This window comes from Clostridioides sp. LIBA-6622 (genome assembly GCF_056716095.1).
On record NZ_CP196998.1, the window covers coordinates 3,036,146 to 3,059,455 of the forward strand.

Genomic DNA, 23,310 nt, shown 5'->3' on the forward strand with positions numbered 1-23,310 from the left:
CCTATTTTACAATAATTTCCATATACAAAATAAAAATGTAATATCAAAATAAATTTTGATATTACATTTTTAGATGTCATATTTTATTAAATTCTCATACTACATTTTACTTAAACATTCATTTGCAACTTCTTTATCATCAAAATGATGCTTAACTTTACCTATAATTTGATAATTTTCATGTCCCTTACCTGTTATTATAACAACATCATTTTTCTTTGCCATGCTTATAGCCTCTGCTATAGCCTGTTTTCTATCAGCAACAACATGATAATTTTCTTTTTTCTCATCAATTCCTTCAAGTATGTCTTTTATTATTGCTTCTGGTTCTTCAGTCCTTGGATTATCAGAAGTTATAATACATAAATCAGAATACTTTTGTCCAATAGCTCCCATTAAAGGTCTCTTTTCAGTATCTCTATCTCCACCACATCCAAATACAGAAATTATTTTTCCCTCTGCAAATTGTTGAGTTGTTTTCAATACATTTTCAAGTGCATCAGGAGTATGAGCATAATCTACAATTACACTTATTCCCTTATCATTTGGAACTGTTTCAAACCTTCCTGATACTCCATTAGAAAGTCTAAGACCTTCTTTATACACTGGCTTAGGTATGCCAAGTACATAACAAGCAGCTATAACTGCCAATGTATTATATACTGTAAACATCCCTGGAACAGGTATAAAGATAACTTCTTCATAAGAAGGTGTTATCAATCTATAAGATACTCCATCCGAATCTGATTTTATATCTCTAGCCATAAAATCAGCTTTAGTATTAACACCATAAGTGTAACAAGGTACATTTAAATCTTTTATATTTTCGTATATCTTTTTGCCACCTTCATCATCTATATTTATTATGTTTGCCATAGTAGTCTTAAAAAATAATTTTTCTTTAGCTTTTCTATAATCCTCTAAATCTTTATGAAAATCTAAATGGTCTGGTGTCAAGTTTGTAAATATGCCTAGTTTAAAGTCTGTCTCATCAACTCTATTTAATGCTAATGAGTGTGATGAAACTTCCATTGCACAGTAATCACATCCATTATCTAACATATTATTAAAATGATATTGTAAATCTATACTTTCTGGAGTCGTTGAACTAGAAACAATGTCTTTTTCCCCATCAAAAATTTTTATAGTTCCTATAAGACCAACTTTATTTTTATTTAAAGTTAATATCTCATTTAGTATAGTAGTTATACTAGTTTTTCCATTAGTACCTGTAACTCCTATAATATTAAATTTCTGAGATGGATGATTGTAAAAATTATCAGCTATTTTTGCCATATCTTTTCTTGTATCTTTTACCTTTATAAATGTATATCCTTTTATTTCTACATCTTCTTCAACAATAAAGGCTTTTGCTCCCTTTTCTATAGCATCTTTTATATATTTATGACCATCTGACACAAATCCTTTTATACATACAAATAATGTACCTTCTGTAACCTTTCTTGAATCATATTGTACATTATTAATATCTATATTTAATTCACCTTTGACATTGATTACATCCAAACCTTGTATAATATCATTTAATTTCATAAATGCTTTCCTCCCTTTAAACTCTTTCTGCTAAAATTACACTACATATAATATTATATTAAGAATTTTTTACTATGTGAATGGTTAAAAATGCTTGAAATATTGCAAAAAATGCTCTATAATTTTCTATAACATAACTCAAGAAAGGTCTTATACAAAAGCTATGGATAAAAAAATTGGGTACTTAAATGATAATTTCAAAATATTTAATATTAGAGATAAAAAAGATATAAAATTTGAATACCATAATCATGATTTTAATAAGATAATTATATTTATAGATGGAAATGTCACTTATTTTGTTGAAGGAATTCCTTATAAACTAAAACCTTGGGATATACTTTTTATCAGTAATGATGAAATCCATAAACCAGTTATAGATTCAGATGTATTTTACGAGAGAATTGCAATATGGATTAGTCCAGAATTTATGAAAAAAAATAGTGATACTACTAGTGACTTAGAAAAATGTTTTAAAATAGCTACAGAAAATAAATGTAATAGATTACGTTTAAATATACATGATATTCAATCCATTAAGACTTTTATCGAGCAAATAAATATTTCTGAGTCTAATAATGAATTTGGAAATGAACTATTGAGAAATACATTGTTTATACAACTCATGATATTCTTAAATAGACTTTTCTTAAAAAGCGAAAGTATAGAATCAACAGAAGATGTTTTTTATGATGACACTATAAAAAAAATATTAAACTATATAAATTCAAATATAGATAATAAGCTTTCAATAGATAGTATATCCTCTGAGTTTTTTATAAGTAAATATTATCTTATGAGAAAATTTAAGTCTTATACTGGAACATCCATACACAATTATATAGTTCAAAAAAGATTAATTTTGGCAAAATCATTAATAATAAATGGTAATCTTATGAGTGAAGTTTGTAGTAAATGTGGATTCAATGATTACTCTAGTTTTGTAAGAGCATTTAAAAAATACTATGGTGTATCTCCTAAAAATTATATAAGCAATAAAAATCCTTTAGATATTACTCTTTTAGATGAGTAAATTATTTATTATAAATTTTATTTTAATGAATACATGAGATATTAGTATATTTACCTTACTAATATCTCATGTTTGCTAGTATTTCAAATTATGTTAAGATATAAACTTATGTGGTCTTTATCTGCTAAAATATATTATTAAGTAAATTAGAATATTATGTATCTATCCAATCTTTTCAACATTATCCTTTAGGATACTTACACGATTTTCTTCTTTTACTGTGATTCTTCCTTTTTTAATGCTTAGTTTCTGATTTTGTTCTAAATTCGTAAATACTACAGGACTTATTGTTGATAGACCATTTTTCTCAACATACTCTAAATCCATTTTCACCAACTTATCCCCTGCTTTGACTTCATCCCCTACATTTACGAATACTTCAAATCCCTTTCCTTCTAAATTTACAGTTTCTATGCCTAAATGTATAAGTATTTCTACTCCACTTTTTTTAGATTTTATTATTATTGCATGTTTAGTTGGAAATACAACTCCAATAGTTCCATCAACTGGTGAGTATATTAATCCATCATCAGATTTAATTGCAAAGCCATCACCCATCAATTTACTTGAAAATACAGAGTCTGGCACATCTTCTATATCTAGTAACTCTCCATTTGTAATGGAATAAATCTCTTCTTCTAATAACGTATCTTTCATGTTGATGATTTCTGTGTTGTTTTTTTTCACTTTATCTTTATATGTATTTTTAACGTTTTTGTCTTCAACTTTTATTTTTCCTTCTATTATATCTTTTATGTCAGATTTTATTGCATCTGATTTTGGTCCAAATATAGCTTGAACATTATTACCAATAACCATAACACCTGCTGCTCCAAGTGATTTTAGCTTTTCTTTATCTACTTTATCTATATCATTTACAACTAATCTAAGTCTTGTTATACAAGCATCTAAACTTTTTAGATTTTCTTTATTTCCTAGAGCAACCAAAATCTCTGATGCTAATTCATTTTTAGACATTTCGATAACCTCAACATTATTTTCTGACTCATCTTCCCTTCCTGGTGTCTTTAAGTTAAACTTTCTTATCATAAATCTAAATACACTATAGTATAATACTGCAAACCCAAGACCTACTAAAATAGCCAAGTACCATGGAGTTCTATTAGGAAGTACACCAAATAATAAGAAATCTATTAATCCACCTGAAAATGTAAAACCAATTTTAACTCCTAATAATTGCATCACTGCATATGATAAACCTGAAAATAAACAATGTACTGCAAATAATGCTGGTGCGACAAATAAAAACGCAAACTCTATTGGTTCAGTTATTCCTGTTAAAAAAGAAGTCAATGCTGCTGATGCCATTATACCTGCTACAAATTTTTTCTTTTCTGGTTTTGCTTCATGTACCATAGCAAGAGCTGCTGCTGGAAGACCAAACATCATAAATGGAAATGCTCCTGTCATAAATGTACCTGATGTGAAAGTTACTCCATCTTTAAGTTGAGCAAAGAATATCTTTTGGTCACCCATTACAAGCTCACCAGCTTTATTTACATATTCGCCGAATTGATACCAAAACGGATTATGAAAAACATGATGTAAGCCAAAAGGTATCAATAGTCTTTCTAAAAAACCTTCCATAAATGCTGCTAATGTTTGATTTGTCTCTATGACATTTTTTGAGAAACTAAGTAATCCCTCTTGTATTGGAGGCCAAACGAAAGACAATACAATTCCTATCGCTATAGCTGCCAATGAAGTAACAATTGGAACAAATCTTTTACCTGCAAAAAAACCTAAATATTGAGGTAATTCAATTTTATAGAACTTTTTGTAAAGATAAGCAGCGACTATGCCTATTATGATACCACCAAATACTCCTGTTTGAATGGTTGGTATTCCAACAATATTTGCATACATAGAATTATCTATCATATCTGCTGTAACTCCTGCCATAACACCCATAGATGTATTAAGAATTAAAAAACCTACTATGGCTGCCAATGCTGCAACACCTTCTCCTTCAGTCAAACCTACAGCTACACCAACTGCAAATATAAGTGGTAAGTTATTAAATATAATTTGACCTGAACTTTCCATTATACTTATTATAAGTTGAAATGTAGGGTTCGCTAAAGCCGGAAAATGAGCCAATAATGCTTCTCCTGCTAAAGCATTACTTACACCAAGTAATATACCTGCTGCTGGAAGTAGTGCAACTGGTAACATTAGAGATTTACCTACTTTTTGTAAAATACCAAATATTTTTTTCATTTACTCTTCTCTCCTTATTATTTTATATTTTTAAATAAAAAAGACTTAAGTTTATAAAAAATTACATTAGTACACTTAATTCAAAAATACAACTTATGCTAATATAAATAGAACTATATTAACCTAATTTAAGAATTAAAAATAAACTATTATAATTTTTTTATAAACCTAAGTCTTGCCTGCATCATCAGTAACAACCTTAATGTTTTAAAATTATTATTTTGTATTAAATTTTAAATAATATATTAAACCTATATACTTTGTATCAAATTGCTATTTTTTATGAATTCAATACAGATATAACTCTCTTGATATGTAGTGTTAAATACAGTAATTCATCTTGGCTTACATAGTAATCGTAATTCTTTTCTACATGAGTTTTTATTTTATATGCACAGTTATAATCTTTTTCATACTTTATTTTTATTATATCTATAATTTCATTACTTGCATCATTTATTTCTTCCCTTTTTACCAAACGATTTGCAAAAAACTTCAGATGAGTAAGAAGCCTATCATAATTTATATCATCTTCTTTGAATTCAACTCTATAGTAGTATCTTATAATATTGAGTATATCTTTTACAATTTTAGTAATTAATAGAGATTCCTTTGAACTTCCTTTGTAATTTGAATTTACTACATGCATAGCTATAAAACCAGCTTCATCAAGTGGAAATTCTACATTAAATTCTTTATTTATATAATCTACAGCCCATTTACCAATCTCATATTCTTTTTTATGTATTCTTTTTATTTCATGTAGTAAGTCATTCTTTATGGTTATATCTTCATTATATCTCTTAATTGCAAATGCAATATGGTCAGTAAGTGCTACATAAATATATTCATAAAGTTCAGTATTCAAAATTTCCTCTGCATAAGCAATTATATCTGTGCTAATCTCAAAAAATTTCTCATCAACCTGGCTTGCTAGTTTTCCAATTTTATCTACAAAATTTTCATCCTGTATTATAAAAGTTCTTTCAATTTTACTTTTGTCTACTTCTTGACCTTTCTTTCTCTGAAATCCAATTCCACATCCTGTTAATATCAATTCTTTTTTTATATTTTCATCTAGAACCAATACAACATTATTATTATAAATTTGTTGAATAATCATAATCAATATCTCTCCCAAAATACAAATTCCCTTATTCATAAAAAAACACCTAAATTAAGATACAATTCACCTGTATATCTTAACTTAGGTATTGCCTGATTTCCAGTAACAATCCAGTTTGTTAATGCTTATAAATATTGTATTCAATTTATGGTTTTGTTCTATTATAAATAAATATATCTGTCAAGCAAATTATTGAAAACTATTTCCTATTTTTCCAGATTAATTTTAATGTCAAAGACCACACACTATATTCCATTGTTTTTATGATTCTATCATCATCATTTCATCATAAAGGATATTCTCCAATAATTCCTTAGCTACTTCTCTTGATATTTGTTTAGTTTCAACTAATTGTTGAACACTATCTCTTTCACTTTGGATTGCCATTAATCTGTAGTGTTCTACTTTCGCTTCAAATTTTTCATCATTTTGAACCTTTCTAGTCAGCCAATTCAAATAACGATTATAAAATCTGATTACTATTAAGGACTCATGTCTGTTGTTTTCACCAGTATTTTCATTTATATAAGACATAGCAGTTTTAGTAGAAAGTGCATATGCATGGTGAAATTCTTTAATTATTTCTTTATTTTCGGATATTATTTTTGTAATTTTTTCTTTTAGTTCTAATTTTACTTTTCTATCTATAATCCACATACTTATTTTTAACCTTGCAATCTTAAATATAGATTTCTGAACAGATTTTCTTGATTTTGTAATATAAAATCTATACAATTTAAATGCTCTGTCAGAAATTTTTCCATCTTCTAATAGTTTCTGAACAGCCAACAAACCTTGATGGTCTGCTTGTGCAATCATCATACTTATAAGTTTGTTATCTGGAGTATTTAATATTCCTTTTTCAGAGTCTACTAACTGTTCATTTAAATCATGTATAACTGGTTGTACTTCTTGTACTTTTTCATTGCTAAGTTTTAAAATAGCTTCTTTCAAAATTAGTTGATACGCTTCTTTATCAGATAGTAAATGTTCTGATTCTTGTATATTATTTTTTAATAATCTTGGCAATAAAATTGTGGCCAGTATTAAACTTATAAGAATAACTTCTGATGATATAAATAAAACTGTATCCCTCATCGGAAATATATCTTTATTAGCTAGATAAAATGGTATGGACAGTGCAGTTGCTAGTGTAAATGTACCATGAACACCACAAGTGGCAACTATTAATGAGTATTTACATCTAGAAATACTGTCTTTTACAACTTCTTCATTCTTAAAACCTAAAAATCCTATAAAGAAATTATTTAATGGATTCTTTTTAGTCTTTATAAAAGAATCCTGCCACAAATATACACATATAAATCTTATTAAAAATAAAATAAGTACAATTAAAACAGCAATAAAAGTCAATTTCAATGCCATATTTTCATTTTTAGTACTAAGTCCTATATATATACTTGGTAATAAAAAACCAAGTAATGTAAATACAAACCCATTCAATACATACTCTAAAACATACCATGTATTGTCTGATATTATCCTTAGTTTAGTAGTTGTATTTTGTAAATGTTCTTTTTCAATTCCATGAGCTATTCCTGCCATTACAACAGCTAGTATTCCAGATACACCCACTTCTTCTGCCACAAAATACACAAAAAGTGGAGTCATTATTTGTATAACTATTACCATTGGAATTTCTTCCAGATTCCACTTATGTAAACTAAGTCTTATTTTTATAATTATGTATCCTAAGAGACTTCCTAATATTATTCCTCCAAAAGCAGTAATTATAAATTGAATGCCTGCTTCTTTTATTGAAAATGCTCCTGTAACTGTGGCAAGTACTGCTACTTTAAATGCTACTACTCCAGCAGCGTCATTTAATAGAGATTCACCTTCAAGTATATTCATCATATTTTTAGGAAAATCCAATCCCTGCGTGATTGATTTTACTGCCACTAAATCAGTTGGAGATATTACTGCTGCTAAAGCAAATGAAACTGACATAGGCATCTCAGGAATAAGGAAATGTATAAAAATTCCACCTGCAAATACGGTTGTAAGAACTAGTCCAAATGCAAGAAGTAAAATTGGTTTTCTAAGTTCCAACAACTCTTTTCTCGACACATTTTGCCCTTCACTAAATAATAAGGGAGCTATTATACATATTACAAATATCTCTGGATTAAATGAAAATGAAAATTTAAATGGCAAAATAGACAATATTACACCCAATACAATTTGATATATTGCAAGAGGAATATTGTTCCATTTTTTACTAAGTACAGTTGAAATTGTCGTACAAACCAATAACCCTAATAATGTTACTAAAATTGACATGCCTACCCCTCTTTTCAATAATTACATTATAGATTAAACTTATATATCAACTAACTTAATATTAATAGAGCATAATTTTATCTGCATAAAAAAATTTTCAATTTATTCTATTAACCTTATTATATCTCTCAAACTTAATTTTGAAAATATCTATACTAGATGGCATGCAACAAAATGATTACTTGATATTTCTTTCAAAACTGGAACTTCTGTTTTACATATTTCTTTACAATAAGGACATCTTGTATGAAACTTACATCCACTTGGTGGGTTTGTTGGAGATGGTATATCCCCTTTTAATATAATTCTATTTTTCTTAATTGTAGGGTCTTGTATTGGTACTGCACTCATAAGTGCTTTTGTATATGGATGTTGAGAATGCAAGTAAAGTTCTTCTTTAGTTGCAATTTCTATTATAGAACCTAGATACATTACACAGACTCTATGTGCAATATGATTTACTACACTTAAATCATGAGATATAAATAAATATGAAAGTTTATATTTATCCTGTAAATCCATAAGCAAATTTATAATTTGAGATTGGATAGAAACATCTAGTGCAGAAACAGGTTCATCACAGACTATAAATTCTGGATTTAATGCTAACGCTCTTGCTATTCCTATTCTCTGTCTTTGACCTCCAGAAAACTCACCTGGTTTTCTGTTTAAATGGTACTTAGAAAGACCACAATTCTCTACAACATTTAATATATTATCTTTTATTTCATTCTTTGGTACTAAATTATGTTCTATAACTGCTTCAGATATTATTTGCTCTACATTTAATCTTGGGTTTAATGAGCTATATGGGTCTTGAAATATCATTTGCATTTTGGGTCTTAATCTTCTAAGTTCTTCCTTCTCTAACTTATATATATCTATACCATTAAATTCAACTTTACCTTCAGTTTTTTCAATCAATCTAAGAATTGTTCTTCCAGCAGTTGATTTTCCACATCCTGATTCTCCAACTATAGCTAAAGTTTCTCCTTTTTTTAAATCGAAAGAAATTCCATCTACTGCCTTTACATATTTAGCTTCCTTATTAAACAATCCAGATTTAACTTCAAAATACTTTTTAAGACCTTCTACTCTTAATAAACTTTCTTCTTTTTTCATTTATATCTCCTCCTGTTTATATAACCAACATGCAGTACTATGACCATTATTCAATTCTATTAAAGGAGGTATCTGAGTCCTACATTTATCACATACTTTTTCACATCTATCACTAAAGTAACATGAATCTGGTATTCCAATTGGATTTGGTACTTGTCCTGGAATTGAATACAATCTTTTTTCTTTGTTTTCTCCAAGAATAGGTTTTGACTTTAAAAGTCCAATAGTATAAGGATGTTTTGGATTTTTAAATAATTCAACAACCTCTGCTACTTCTATAACTTTACCCGCATACATTACTATTACTTTATCACACATTTCTGCAACTACCCCTAAATCATGAGTAATCATCATTATCGATGTGTTTAATTTTTCTTTTACATTTTTCATTATATCTAAAACCTGAGCTTGTATGGTAACATCTAAAGCGGTTGTTGGTTCATCAGCTATAAGTAATTTTGGATTACAGGATAAAGCCATAGCTATCATTATTCTCTGTCTCATACCACCTGATAACTCATGTGGGTATGAATTATATATTTCTTCAGCTCTTGGTATCTCTACTAGCTTTATCATGTCTATTACCTTTTTTTTGGCCTCTTCTTTTGATAAGTCCTGATGCAACAGAATTCCTTCAATGATTTGATTCCCAACAGTAAATGCTGGATTTAAAGATGTCATTGGCTCTTGAAAAATCATTGATATTTCATTTCCTCTTATTCTCATAAGTTCATTTTCATTCATCTTTAAAATGTCTTTCCCTTGAAATATTATTTCTCCACCTTCTATTTTTGATGTTGGAAGTAGCTTCATCAAAGACATAGCTGTTACAGATTTACCACATCCTGATTCTCCAACTATTCCAATAGTTTCACCTTCATTTATATTAAAACTTACTCCATTTACACTCTTTACAATCCCTTTATCTGTATGAAAATAAACTTTTAAATCTTTAACCTCAACTAGTGTTTTATTCATTATTTTCTCCTTTCAGCAAAATTGCTTAAAATAACATACACTTTCTGATTGTATTTTATAAAATTTTAAATTACAACATTTTCTTACATTTTATTCTTTTTTTCTATTAATAAAGCCAGCATGATAGTTAATTTCTATATGTATTGATTTAATAATGATTCTTATTATACAATAAAAAATGTGCGTCAAATATTATTTTATGGAGGTTTTATAAGAATATGAAATTCAAAAAATTGGCATCATTAATCTTAGTTTCGGCATTAATGCTTACATTCACAGCTTGTAGTTCTAATGATAAAGACAAATCTAGTGGAGGAGAAAGTAAATCGGGTGGAACTGTTGTAATTCCTATGGCAAGTGACCCTGATATAATCAATGGAGCTTTTGCAAATGTTAAAGAAGATTCTCTGGCATCAAATATAGTTTATGCTCCTCTTTATACTTATGAAAAAGGAACTCTAGTAAATTATCTAGCAGAAAAAGTAGATTTTAAAGATAGTAAAGAATTAACTATAAAATTAAAATCTAACTTAAAATGGCATGATGGAAAATCAATAACTGCTGAAGATGTTTTATTTACATTTAATACAGTTTTAGACGAAAAACAAAATTCACCATCAAGACAATACTTATTGATAGGCGAAAAACCAGTTAAAGTAGAAAAGGTTGATGATTTAACTGTTAAAATCACCTTGCCAACTGCAAGTGAATCTTTCTTGTATGGTATATCTAAAATAGCTCCAATACCTAAACATGTATTTGAAGGAGAAGCAAATATAGCTAAATCAGAAAAAAATAATAATCCAGTTGGTTCTGGGGCATTCAAATTCAAAGAATGGAAAAAAGGTGAAAGCATAGTATTTGAAAAAAATACAGATTATTTTGGTGGAGAACCTAAGGCAGACTCTATAGCATTAAAAATAATACCTAATGAAGCATCTCAAGAAGCAGCTTTAAATAATGGTGAAATTTCGCTTATGAAGACATCTGCTGAAGGATATGAAAAAGCAAAATCAAATTCAAACTTACAAACTTATACTTATAGTGAAGAAAGACTAAACTATATTGTATTTAACCAAAATATAGCTAATATGGCTAATAAAGAAGTAAGACAAGCATTATCATATGCCTTGAATAGAAATGAAATGATAGAATCAGCATATGGAAAAGAAGGTTCTGTACCTGCTAAATCTATATTAGTTCCAGAAGCAGACTTCTACACTGAAGAAGGTGTTGAAGGATATAACCAAGATACAAATAAAGCTAAAGACTTATTAGCTAAGAGTGGTGTAAAAATTGATAAATTAAAAATAGGTTATAACACAGGTAGATTTGGGCATAAAAACTATGCTTTAGTAGCTCAACAAGAGTTGAAAAAAATTGGTATAGAAGCTGAAATAGTTCCTTATGAAAGTAAAGCTTTCTTCAATATATTATTTAGTAATGGTACTGAATGTGATATGTATGTAAATGGATATGCTTGGGGATTAGAACCAAATCCATATAGAGGTATGTTTGAAACTGGCCAATATTGTAACCAAACTAAATATTCTAATACTGAGATAGATGCTTTATGGGAAAAAGGATTTACTGAATTAGACAAAGAAAAACGTAAAGAAATATACAAACAGATACAACAGGATATATCTAAAGATGCACCTATTTACACTATAGATTATGAACAGAATTTAATGGCAGCTCAAAAAAATTTAAAAGGAATAGAAGATGCTAAACCATCTCCTGCAATATTATTTGAAGACTGGTCTAAAGTATATGTAGAATAATTTATGTAAAATTTTATATTATTAATTAAAAAGGGAGATGTCTAAAAATAATATGGCAACTTTGAACTTAGTGTCCATTGCATTGTTTTATTATTATAAAATGAGACATCTCCTTTAATTAGGAGAATTCATTTATGTTGAAATTAATATTAAATAGAGTAAAAGTTTTAATACCTATGTTAATCTTAATATCTATATTATCATTTGGACTTTTAGAATTAGCTCCTGGTGACCCAGCAGATGCATATATAAATCCTTTAATGTCTGCACAAGATATTGAAAATATAAGAGTTAACATGGGACTTGATAAGCCAGTATACATAAGATACCTAAGTTGGTTAAAAAACACTTTAAGTGGAAATCTAGGTATTTCTTATATAAACCATATGCCTGTTACAGAACAAATTATGGAGAAGATGGGAAATACATTTATTCTTATGGGAACTTCTTTAATATTTTCAATATTAGTAGCTATACCTCTCGGAATATTTTTAGCTGTAAATAAAAATTCAATAACTAGTAAAATATCATCTATTTTTAATTATATAGGTGTTTCTATTCCTTCTTTTTGGATAGGTATGATACTCATTTCAATTTTTTCAGTTAAGTTTAATATTTTTCCATCAGGAGGTATGCATACTATTGGAAATGATAGTCTTGGAGATTTAGTAAAACATTTAGTGCTCCCTGTAATAACTTTAGGTTTATATAATACAGCTATTTTTACAAACTATGTAGAGGCTAGTGTAAGTGAACAATTAAAAAAACAGTATGTTGTTACAGCAAGAGCAAAAGGATTATCAGAAAAAATCATACTCTTTAAACATGTCTTGAAAAATTCACTGACATCATTAGTTACAATTCTTGGCATGAGTATACAAAAACTAGTTACTGGTGCATTTGTTACAGAAGTAGTTTTCTCTTGGCCAGGCATGGGTAGGTTAATGATTGATTCAATTTTTTCAAGAGATTATACCATAATTATGGCAATAACTATGTTATCAGCACTCTTTTTAATTTTAGGTAATTTAGTAGCTGATATATTATACCTATTAATTGACCCCAAAATTAAATCTAGTAAGGGAGGCTTCTGATTATGTTTACGAATATTCTAAAAGAATTAAAAAAAGACAAGGCTTTTGCTTTTGCATGCATTACTCTTAGTATAATAATCATATCAATCATAGCCTCTTTCATATTAAATATAGATTCTAATGCAATTGACACTACTTCTAAACTTCAAGAACCTAGTTTAAAGCATATTTTCGGTACAGATGAACTGGGTAGAGATTATTTCTCCAGAGCTCTTTATGGCGGAAGAATTTCACTTAGTGTTGGTATTTTATCAATGATTATTTCTATAGTATTTGGTACTGCTGTAGGTGTTATTAGTGGCTATATTGGTGGCAAGTTAGACCAATTCTTAATGAGAATAGTAGATATGCTTATGAGCATCCCAAGCTTCTTAGTTTTAATTGTGCTAAACACTTATCTAACACCTAAAGTTTCCACTATTATACTAATTATTGGATTTTTAAGTTGGATGGAAGTCTCAAGAATCGTTCGTGGAGAAACATTAAAAATAAAGGAAAATGAATACTGCATAGCTGCTAAAGCTACAGGCATTAAAACTAGAAATATACTATTAAGACACATCGTTTTGAACTTAAAAGAGACTATCGTAGTTGCAGGCTCATTAAATATTGCTAATGCTATCTTAACTGAATCTGCTCTTAGTTTTTTAGGTCTTGGAATACAATTACCTCTTGCATCATGGGGTAATATGCTTCAAGATGCTCAAAGACATATTTTTGATAAGTTATATTTAGCTGTATTTCCAGGTCTACTTATATTTTTAACAGTTATGAGCTTAACTATAATAAGCAAAAAGTTTTCTAGTAATACTTAATTATTTTTTGTATAGAAAAATAAAAACAGTGACTATCTGCAGATACTCACTGTTTTTATTTTTTATTTTTAGAAAACATATTTTGTACATTATAATTTCTAATACTAATTTAATACATATGTAAAACCTATTACTATCTATAAAATATATAGAGAAAAAACTAATAGTTTATTGTAATTTCAAAAAATTTATTTACTTTTATTTGTTATTTTAATAACAATTTATGAATTCTTTTTACTAAAGAAATCTATAATAAATTTAAATACATGTTCATCTACATGACTATAGCGTTCTTTCTTAGGTCTGCATAATACAACTTTCCATGTAATGGGATGATTAAATGGTCTTTCTATAATTTTACTATTCTCAAAGAAATCATGGACTGGTGATGGTAGAATGGTTATAAAGTCAGAGTTTGTAGTTGATAACAATAAAAAATCCCATGAACCAGACATAATATATCTTTTTAATTTGACGTTTTCATCTGTAAATTTTTGCATTAACTTATGATGTATCATAAAAGTAGGATTAAATATTGCAAGCAACTGCTCATTCAAATCATTCCAGTCTATCTTATTTTTTTTAGCAAGTGGATGATTTACATTTAAAAAAGCTGTAAGTTCATCTTCTTGAAGCACATGTTCAGTTACTACACTTTTATCAATTTTATGTGGATGTAACAATACTGCATAATCTAATTCTTGTAAGATAAGCATTCTACTTAAATCATATGCCCCCTTCTCTACTATATCAAATTCTATATCTGGATTGTTTGCAACTAATTGTGCAACTACATCTGAAAAGGCTATTCCAAGTATAAGTGGAGGTATTCCTATTCTAACTTTACCTTTAAATTGAACTGAATCTTCCCTTAAATCTTCCATCATGTTTTTGTATTCATTTATAATATGTTCTGCATTTACATAAAATCTTTCTCCTGCTGGCGTTAATCCATTTAACCTGCCTTTGTACCTCTCAAATAAGTATACATCTTCACTCTCTTCAAAATTTTTAATGATTTGACTTAGTGCTGGTTGAGATATGTGAAGTGTCTTAGATGCTATTGATAAATTAAAACCAGATTTCACTATCTCAACAAAATATTTTAATTGTTTTATATCCATTTTAAACCACCTTTCTCAAAAGTATAGTTTAGATTATGTTTTTCTTATAGTAATATTCTATAGGAAAATCAACATAATTTCATTAATATTTTAACAAAATATTTTTCTAAATATGATATAAATTTTTGTCCTATAAATTTTTCTTATACACTATATAAAAAATTAGACTTAGACAAAACACTTTTTTCGCCGTAATCTATAATTAGAAACAGGAAAACCTAAAGCATTAGAAATAAAAATAATTAAAATACTTAAAAGCAAGCTTGTATTAAAAGTACTTTATTATAGTTTTCTATATTTTGTTTATTCAGAAAATTTTTAATTATCATTCAAGAAAGGTAGCTATTAAACATGAAAGATGTAGTAATCGTATCAGCAGTCAGAACACCTATAGGAAGTTTTGGAGGAGTATTTAAAAATACTTCTGCTGTTCAACTTGGAACCTCCGCTATTAAAGGAGCGATATCACGTATAGGTCTTAATTTATCTGAAATAGATGAAGTAATAATTGGAAATGTATTACAAGCGGGACTTGGACAAAATGTTTCTAGACAAATTGCTATAAACGCAGGTATACCAAATTCTATCCCAAGTTATACAGTAAATAAATTATGTGGCTCAGGACTTAAAAGTGTTCAGTTAGCTGCTCAATCAATCACATCTGGAGAAAATGATGTAGTCATTGCAGGTGGTACTGAAAATATGAGTCAAGCTCCTTATATTGTTCCAACTGCTCGCTTTGGTAGTAAGATGGGCAATACAACTATGGTAGATAGTATGCTAACTGATGGTCTTATTGATACTTTCAATCAGTACCATATGGGGATAACTGCCGAAAATATTGCCACTAAATTTGAATTTACTAGAGAAATGCAAGATAAACTAGCATTAGAAAGTCAGAACAAAGCTGAGAAAGCTATAAAAAACAATCGTTTTAAAGATGAAATCGTTCCAGTAGATATTTTAGTACGCCATGGTAAAGTAGAGACTATTGATACAGATGAATATCCTAAGTTAGGTATAACACTTGAAGGTTTATCCAAACTTAATCCTGCCTTCAAAAAAGATGGTACTGTAACAGCTGGAAATGCCTCAGGTATTAATGATGGTGCAGCTATGTTGATATTAATGAGTCAACAAAAAGCAGATGAGCTAGGAATTAAACCACTTGCTAAAATAAAATCATATGCATCAGCTGGTGTTGAACCTGAAATAATGGGGACTGGTCCAATCCCTGCAACTAGGAAAGCACTAGAAAAGGCTGGACTTAATATTAATGATATTGACTTAATAGAAGCAAACGAAGCATTCGCTGCTCAAGCACTAGCTGTTAAAAATGAACTTCAAATAGATTCTTCGAAATTAAATGTTAATGGTGGTGCAATAGCATTAGGACATCCAATAGGTGCAAGTGGTGCTAGAATACTTGTTACCCTACTTTATGAAATGCAAAAACGTAAAGCTAAAACTGGTCTTGCAACACTTTGTATCGGTGGTGGTCAAGGAATATCAATGGTGGTTTCACGATAGGAGGAAATATGAATAAAATAGTTAGCATCAATGAGGCTCTATCTCATGTAAAAGATGGAGATACAATAATGGTTGGTGGATTCATGGCTAATGGTTCACCAGAAAATTTGATTGATTATTTATGTAATAAAAATATAAAAGATTTAACATTAATTTGTAATGATACTGGCTTTATTGACAAAGGCGTTGGAAAAATGGTTGTAAACAAACAATTCAAAAAGATAATTGCTTCCCATATAGGATTAAATAAAGAAACAGGTAGACAAATGAACAATAATGAAACAGATGTTGAGTTGGTTCCTCAAGGAACTCTCGCTGAACAAATACGTTCAGCTGGTTATGGTTTGGGAGGTATATTAACACCTACTGGTATTGGTACTCTTGTTGAAGAAGGAAAACAAAAAATTGTAGTAGATGATAAAGAATACCTTCTTGAAAAACCAATTCATGCAGATGTCGCTCTTCTATTTGCATCAAAGGTTGATAAGGCAGGAAATCTAGTTTATAAGGGTTCTATGAACAATTTTAATAATTTAATGGCCTCAGCTGCCAAAATTACAGTAGTTGAAGTAGATGAAATCGTTGAAATTGGTGATATTGACCCAAATGAAGTTACTACACCAGGTATTTTTGTGAATTACATCGTTGAAGGAGGTAATTTATAATGGATAAATTAGAAATACAAGAATATATTGCAAATAGAGTTTCTAAGGAATTAAAAGATGGAGCTGTTGTAAACCTTGGCATAGGTCTACCAACTAAAGTAGCAAATTATATTCCAGATGATGTAAACATTATCTTGCAATCTGAGAATGGTTTTCTAGGTTTAGGAGTAGCTGAAGACAGTAATTTAAGTGATGAAACTATTGTAAATGCTGGTGGACAGCCAGTTGCGATACTTCCTGGCGGATGTTTCTTTGATAGTGCTACATCTTTTGGAATAATTAGAGGAGGCCATGTAGATATAACAGTTCTTGGTGCACTTCAAGTTGATAAATATGGCAATATAGCAAACTATATGATTCCAGGCAAGATGGTTCCAGGTATGGGTGGAGCTATGGACCTAGTAACTGGTGCTAAGAAAGTTATTGTAGCAATGGAACATACTTCAAAAGGTTCTGCAAAAATATTAAATAATTGCACTCTTCCACTTACTGCAACCAATGCTGTAGATTTGATAGTTACCGAAATGGGAGTTATGGAGATTACATCAGATGGGATTTTGCTTAAGGAAATAAATCCTGCTTTTACATTAGATGATGTTATTTCCGCTACTGAAGCACCTTTAATATTATCAGACTCATTAGAGGGAAACATATCAGTTGTTTAAAGTAATTAAAAATAAAAATGTATTAGATGCAAATTTATATTATTCAAAATATTAATATAAAAATAAAAGAAAATTGGAGGAAATGAAAATGGTTAAAGACAAAGTTGTATTCGTAACAGGAGCTGCAAGCGGAATAGGTAAACAAATAGCTGAATCATTTTTAAAAAGTGGTGCTAAAGTAATGTTTTCTGATATAAATCAAGAAGCTTTAGACAAGGTCACAACAGAGCTACAAAAAGAAGGCTATGATTGTATGAATGTAAAGTGTGATGTAACTAAAGAAGAAGAAATTAACCAAGCTATAGACAAAACTGTTGAAAAGTACGGTAGATTAGACATATTAATAAATAATGCTGGACTTCAACATGTTTCTATGATAGAAGATTTCCCAACAGATAAATTTGAATTTATGATAAAAATAATGCTAACAGCACCTTTTATAGCTACTAAAAAAGTATTCCCTATAATGAAAAAACAAGGCTTTGGTCGTATAATAAATATGGCTTCTATCAACGGTGTAATAGGATTTGCTGGTAAAGCTGCTTATAACTCAGCAAAACATGGACTTATAGGATTGACAAAAGTTGCTGCCCTTGAAGCTGCTGATTCTGGTATAACAGTTAATGCTTTATGCCCTGGATATGTAGACACTCCGCTTGTTAGAGGTCAGTTTAATGACCTTTCAAAAACTCGTAATATACCATTAGAAAATGTATTGGAAGAAGTTTTATATCCACTTGTACCACAAAAACGTCTATTAGATGTTCAAGAAATTGCAGATTATGCTATGTTCTTAGCAAGTGATAAAGCTAAAGGAATTACAGGACAAGCTTGCCTACTAGATGGAGGATATACTGCACAGTAGTTATTATATTTAGGGCTTGAAGAAACTATTCTTCAAGTCCTTCTACTAAGGAGGGATATTTATGAGTATCATCGCACCAATTGGTATAATTATTGGTATAATAGCTATTATATATTTTTCAGTTAAAGAAATTCATATAACTATAGCTGCTCCAATAGCAACCTTAATAGTTGTTCTTTTAAATAAAATGGATGTTGTAACATCGATGCTAGGTGCTGGCAAAAACAATTACATGGGAGCACTTGGAAATTATATAATGAGCTATTTTGCAATATTCTTGTTAGGCTCAATACTTGCTAAATTTATGGAAGAAAGTGGGGCCACTGTATCTATAGCAGATTTTATTTTAAATAAATTTGGCTCTAAACATCCTTATAGAGTACTAGTTGCTATATTTATAGTAAGCTTTATATTGACATATGGTGGTATAAGTTTATTTGTAGTTATGTTTGCAGTCATTCCACTTGCAAGAACTCTATTTAAAAAACTTGATATTTCTTGGAACCTCATTCAAATACCTCTTTGGCTTGGAATTGCGACAATTACTATGACTATGATTCCTGGAACACCAGCCATTCAAAATGTTATTCCTATTCAATATCTAAATACTTCTCTTACTGCAGCTATTATACCAAGTATTGCTGGAAGTATAGGTTGTGCTATATTTGGACTTGTCTACATGAAATACGCTCTGAACAAAAGTATTAAAAATGGTGAAACTTATGCAACTTACACTTCGGAATCAGAAGAAGAATCTATAGATAGAGAATTACCAGGATTTTTTGCAAGTATCTTTCCTCTATTAGCACTTGTAATTATAGCAATAGTTGGAAGTACTTTTGGTTCAGAGTTTTTGAAAAAAAATGTAATTTACATAGCTTTAATAGTTGCAATTATTCTATCTGCCTTTTTATTCCGTAAATTTTTATCATCCAAGATACAGACATTGAGTATAGGAGCTAGTGGTTCTATTGGACCTATATTTGCTACATCTTCTGCTGTTGCATTTGGAGCAGTAATAATGACTGCACCAGGTTTTAATGTATTCAGCAAACTTATTATGTCAATACCTGGAAGTCCACTTATAAGTCTTACTGTATTAACTTCAACAATGTCAGCAATAACAGGTTCATCTTCTGGTGCATTAGGAATAGTAATGCCAAACTTTGCAGATTATTATTTAAGCACTGGTCTGAACCCAGAGTTAATCCACCGTGTTGCTACAATAGCGTCAAATATATTGACTATAGTTCCACAAAGTGGTGTTTTTCTTACTTTCTTAAGTTTATCTAAGTTAACACATAAAACTGGATTTAAAGAAACTTTCATTGTAGTCGCAGTTGGCTCATTAATAGCAGAAATTATTGTAATTACATTAGGATTACTAATGTATTAAACTAAAATATATTATAATTTACTATATAAAAAGTCATCTATTCCAATAGATGGCTTTCTTATTTTTCAAAGATTTCAATAAGACTAATTTATTATTGGCACTAAAACGTATATTGAATAAATTTCAATAACTATATAATTTTTTTTTCGTAACCACAAATTTACATTATAAAATTATTATAAAAATACACTTTTTTCAAAGCTAGTGATTTCATACTATGTAGCTTTATGATGCAACTTATTAATCTTTCTTAAATATACCTATTTATTCCATGCATACTCTTTTTACATATCTTTACAGTGAAAAAATGCTTATTCTTATGTTAGTATAGATGCACGGGTACCCCCTACACTAAAGGTTACAAATTAGTAACATTTTTAGAATTTTTAGATTGAGAGGTGTGTATAATGAAAAAAAATATACCAACAAAATTAAAAACTATGTTAGCATTGGGAGTGTTAACCTTAGCTACAGCATCTAGTGCTGTTACTGCAAGTGCTTCATCACTTGAAAATAATGTAAATCTAAGTAACAAAAGTTTAGTATATAGCAATACTAAATACAAGTTTTCAGCAAAACCAAATTGTTCTGTAAAACCAGAGCTTAAGCCTGATAAAGATAATTCTTGCAAAGATAAGAACCATAATGACAAGAATTGTAACAACAATAACAAACCTGAAGACAATAATAATTCAGGTTCTACTAATAAGCCTGAGGACAATAATAATTCAGGCTCTACTAATAAGCCTGAAGATGATAATAACTCAGGCTCTACTGATAAACCTGAGGACAATAATAATTCAGGCTCTACTAATAAGCCTGAAGACGATAATAACTCAGGCTCTACTGATAAACCTGAGGACAATAATAACTCAGAATCTAACAAACCTGAGGATAACAACAACTCAGAATCTAATAAACCTGAAGATGATAATTCGGATTCTACAAATGGAAATTTTTCAGCTTACCAAAAAGAAGTCGTTGATTTAGTAAATATAGAAAGAGCTAAAGCTGGATTAAATCCTCTTACACTTGATTCTTCTGTATCAAATGTTGCTACTAAGAAGTCTCAAGACATGATTGATAACAATTATTTTTCACATAATTCTCCAACTTATGGTTCTCCATTTGATATGTTGAAAAAGTTTGGGATAAGTTATAAAACAGCTGGTGAAAATATAGCTATGGGTCAAAAAACTCCAAAAGAAGTTGTAAATGCATGGATGAATTCTGAAGGTCACAGAAAAAATATACTAAATCCAAATTTTAGTAAAATAGGTGTTGGAGTAGCACAAAAAAGTGGTGGTTCACTTTATTGGACACAAATCTTTGTAGGATAAAATACTCTTTTAGCATATAAATCAAAAGAGTATCTCTAAATGATTAAATAAAATCACAAATGAGATACTCTTTTGTATCTATATTCAAAATCATTAAATACAAATAGATACAACATAAACATCATTTAGTAATATATACTTTAAAAATCATTCGTAAAAAAATCAAAGCTTCCTTTAGGTGCAATTAAAGTTCTTTCTAAAATTAAACTTAATGCTTTTAATTTATGGTTTCTTTCTTCTTTATCCCAAGTGAAAATACCTGGGTCAAGTAAAAATGTAAAAACAGATAAAATTATTTCTGAAATTTCTAATGTATATTCACACTCAAATAACCCTTCTTTAACTCCTTGTTGAAAGATTTCTGCTACAATAGGAGAAAGTGAAGTAAGTATTTTTGCAAGAGATTTTTGATGAATTGAAGCGTTAAATTGTTGGTGCAAATATTCGTCAATAGATGATTCAACAGTTGATGTAACGTAGCTTTGAAACAACAACATTAATTTTGATATTGAATCTAATTGACTTTTATCCACAATAGCTTTACATTTATCTATAATTTGTTTATAAGTACGTTCAACCACTGCATCAAAGATTTCATCTTTAGACTTAAAATAATAATAGATACTCCCTTTTCCAATACCTGCTCTCTTTGCAATATCACTAACTGAACAAGTTGCCCCTTTCTCTTCCTTTAATAATTCCTGCATAGCATTTAAAATCAATTCTTTCTTGTCCATATACTCACCCCCTTTATATTGTATTATAACATAGGCTCAAAAAGTTGACCACTGGTCGAAAACATGATACAATAAAGAAAATCTGACCACCGGTCGAAAAATATTGTTAATAGATTTATTAATATAACACTATTTTTCAATACATAATTAAAATTTTTTTATTTTTCTAAGGTAAGTTAATACTATTTAAATCTTTGGGGGTAATTTTATGAATGATATGGCACTTTTACATTATGGTAATTGGGATGGCGTAACTATTTGGATACTAATATATGGAGTCTTTCTATTCTTTCTGCCTTTTTACAAAAAAAGTCAAAGAAAACCTACTACAGCTTATCTAGCATTTATAATAGCCTATGCTCTTGAAATGTTTGGTATACCAATGAGTATGTACTTTGTAGCATGGTTTTTTGGCAAACAATTACCAGATGGCATCTTATGGGGACATACACTAAATCAATATATTGGTCACTTTGGAATGTACATATGTATAATCTTAAATATCATTGGCGCTTTACTAGTAATTTGGGGTTGGAGAGCAATATATAAAAAATATTGGCAATATGAGGATGGAAAAGGAATATTGGTGACTACAGGAATTTATAGGCATATAAGACATCCACAATATACAGGATTTTTACTAATAACTCTTGGCATGATATTTGAATGGGCAACTATTCCTCTTTTAATCATGTGGCCTATATTAGTAGTTGTATATTATAGATTAGCAAAAAAAGAAGAGAATGATATGATAAATGAATTTGGAAATAACTATATTGCTTATCGTAAAAAAACTGGAATGTTTCTTCCTAAAATATCACTAAAAAAAATACTCAAAAGATGTAAACAAAACTTTAATATTTTATGTTAAATCAAATATATTTTCATCATTTCAACAATAAAAAAGAGGCTTATCTCTACTTTGAGATAGCCTCTT

The 23,310-nt window shown here is 29.0% G+C and carries 19 protein-coding genes; 11 read left to right on the forward strand and 8 right to left on the reverse strand.

Translation table 11 applies throughout. The features are described 5' to 3' along the window. Positions 1–99: 99 nt before the first annotated feature. Positions 100–1,554, reverse strand: coding sequence for a UDP-N-acetylmuramoyl-L-alanyl-D-glutamate--2,6-diaminopimelate ligase (locus tag ACTG47_RS14440; protein WP_479925062.1), 1,455 nt, complete (start codon positions 1,552–1,554; stop codon positions 100–102). 163 nt (positions 1,555–1,717) lie between these two features. On the opposite strand from ACTG47_RS14440, the gene ACTG47_RS14445 reads away from it, so the two are divergent. Then, entirely contained in the window at positions 1,718–2,587 is an 870-nt protein-coding gene (locus tag ACTG47_RS14445) for an AraC family transcriptional regulator (RefSeq protein ID WP_479925063.1), read from the forward strand. Positions 2,588–2,749: 162 nt separating this feature from the next. Here the strand turns inward: ACTG47_RS14445 and ptsG are convergent, their stop codons facing one another. The 5 genes from ptsG to ACTG47_RS14470 all read right to left on the reverse strand — a co-directional run bounded on the left by ptsG (position 2,750) and on the right by ACTG47_RS14470 (position 10,358). Beyond that, entirely contained in the window at positions 2,750–4,828 is a 2,079-nt protein-coding gene (ptsG, locus tag ACTG47_RS14450) for a glucose-specific PTS transporter subunit IIBC (protein ID WP_479925064.1), read from the reverse strand. Positions 4,829–5,108: 280 nt separating this feature from the next. Then, the gene (gene licT / locus ACTG47_RS14455; protein WP_479925065.1) at positions 5,109–5,951 is read right to left on the reverse strand and encodes a BglG family transcription antiterminator LicT; all 843 of its coding nucleotides are present in this window, start codon (positions 5,949–5,951) and stop codon (positions 5,109–5,111) included. A 264-nt stretch (positions 5,952–6,215) separates the two neighbouring features. After that, positions 6,216–8,258: a cation:proton antiporter gene (locus ACTG47_RS14460; protein ID WP_479925066.1), complete on the reverse strand. Its 2,043-nt coding sequence runs from the start codon at positions 8,256–8,258 to the stop codon at positions 6,216–6,218. 150 nt (positions 8,259–8,408) lie between these two features. Beyond that, positions 8,409–9,380 (reverse strand): ABC transporter ATP-binding protein, encoded by a 972-nt coding sequence (locus ACTG47_RS14465; protein WP_479925067.1) that lies wholly within the window; start codon positions 9,378–9,380, stop codon positions 8,409–8,411. Further along, positions 9,381–10,358: an ABC transporter ATP-binding protein gene (locus tag ACTG47_RS14470; protein WP_479925068.1), complete on the reverse strand. Its 978-nt coding sequence runs from the start codon at positions 10,356–10,358 to the stop codon at positions 9,381–9,383. Positions 10,359–10,576: 218 nt separating this feature from the next. Here ACTG47_RS14470 and ACTG47_RS14475 point away from each other — a divergent pair, with 218 nt between their 5' ends. The 3 genes from ACTG47_RS14475 (at position 10,577) to ACTG47_RS14485 (ending at position 14,051) form a co-directional block, all read left to right on the forward strand. Then, positions 10,577–12,142: an ABC transporter substrate-binding protein gene (locus tag ACTG47_RS14475; protein ID WP_479925069.1), complete on the forward strand. Its 1,566-nt coding sequence runs from the start codon at positions 10,577–10,579 to the stop codon at positions 12,140–12,142. A 134-nt stretch (positions 12,143–12,276) separates the two neighbouring features. Next, on the forward strand, positions 12,277–13,236 hold the full coding sequence (locus ACTG47_RS14480; RefSeq protein ID WP_479925070.1) for an ABC transporter permease: 960 nt from the start codon (positions 12,277–12,279) through the stop codon (positions 13,234–13,236). Positions 13,237–13,238: 2 nt separating this feature from the next. Continuing rightward, positions 13,239–14,051, forward strand: a complete 813-nt coding sequence (locus tag ACTG47_RS14485; RefSeq protein WP_479925071.1) for an ABC transporter permease — start codon at positions 13,239–13,241, stop codon at positions 14,049–14,051. A 221-nt stretch (positions 14,052–14,272) separates the two neighbouring features. Here ACTG47_RS14485 and ACTG47_RS14490 read toward each other — a convergent pair whose 3' ends face one another. After that, complete coding sequence (locus tag ACTG47_RS14490) at positions 14,273–15,175, reverse strand: LysR family transcriptional regulator (RefSeq protein ID WP_479925072.1); 903 nt, start codon at positions 15,173–15,175, stop codon at positions 14,273–14,275. A gap of 351 nt (positions 15,176–15,526) precedes the next feature. Here ACTG47_RS14490 and ACTG47_RS14495 point away from each other — a divergent pair, with 351 nt between their 5' ends. The 6 genes from ACTG47_RS14495 (at position 15,527) to ACTG47_RS14520 (ending at position 21,636) form a co-directional block, all read left to right on the forward strand. Further along, positions 15,527–16,705, forward strand: a complete 1,179-nt coding sequence (locus ACTG47_RS14495) for an acetyl-CoA C-acetyltransferase (protein ID WP_479925073.1) — start codon at positions 15,527–15,529, stop codon at positions 16,703–16,705. A gap of 8 nt (positions 16,706–16,713) precedes the next feature. Beyond that, a complete protein-coding gene (locus tag ACTG47_RS14500; RefSeq protein ID WP_479925074.1) occupies positions 16,714–17,370 on the forward strand; it encodes a CoA transferase subunit A in 657 nt (218 codons plus the stop codon). Further along, the gene (locus ACTG47_RS14505) at positions 17,370–18,035 is read left to right on the forward strand and encodes a 3-oxoacid CoA-transferase subunit B (protein WP_479925075.1); all 666 of its coding nucleotides are present in this window, start codon (positions 17,370–17,372) and stop codon (positions 18,033–18,035) included. The genes ACTG47_RS14500 and ACTG47_RS14505 overlap by 1 nt, the downstream gene beginning before the upstream one ends. 88 nt (positions 18,036–18,123) lie before the next feature. Beyond that, positions 18,124–18,900, forward strand: a complete 777-nt coding sequence (locus ACTG47_RS14510; protein ID WP_207716250.1) for a 3-hydroxybutyrate dehydrogenase — start codon at positions 18,124–18,126, stop codon at positions 18,898–18,900. A gap of 61 nt (positions 18,901–18,961) precedes the next feature. Then, positions 18,962–20,296, forward strand: a complete 1,335-nt coding sequence (locus ACTG47_RS14515; protein WP_479925076.1) for a GntP family permease — start codon at positions 18,962–18,964, stop codon at positions 20,294–20,296. Positions 20,297–20,703: 407 nt separating this feature from the next. After that, on the forward strand, positions 20,704–21,636 hold the full coding sequence (locus ACTG47_RS14520) for a CAP domain-containing protein (protein WP_479925077.1): 933 nt from the start codon (positions 20,704–20,706) through the stop codon (positions 21,634–21,636). Between the two features lie 140 nt (positions 21,637–21,776). On the opposite strand, the gene ACTG47_RS14525 is transcribed toward ACTG47_RS14520, so the two are convergent. Next, a complete protein-coding gene (locus ACTG47_RS14525; protein WP_479925078.1) occupies positions 21,777–22,373 on the reverse strand; it encodes a TetR/AcrR family transcriptional regulator in 597 nt (198 codons plus the stop codon). Positions 22,374–22,581: 208 nt separating this feature from the next. Between ACTG47_RS14525 and ACTG47_RS14530 the strand changes: the two genes are divergently transcribed. Further along, entirely contained in the window at positions 22,582–23,244 is a 663-nt protein-coding gene (locus ACTG47_RS14530) for a methyltransferase family protein (protein WP_479925079.1), read from the forward strand. Positions 23,245–23,310 lie beyond the last annotated feature (66 nt).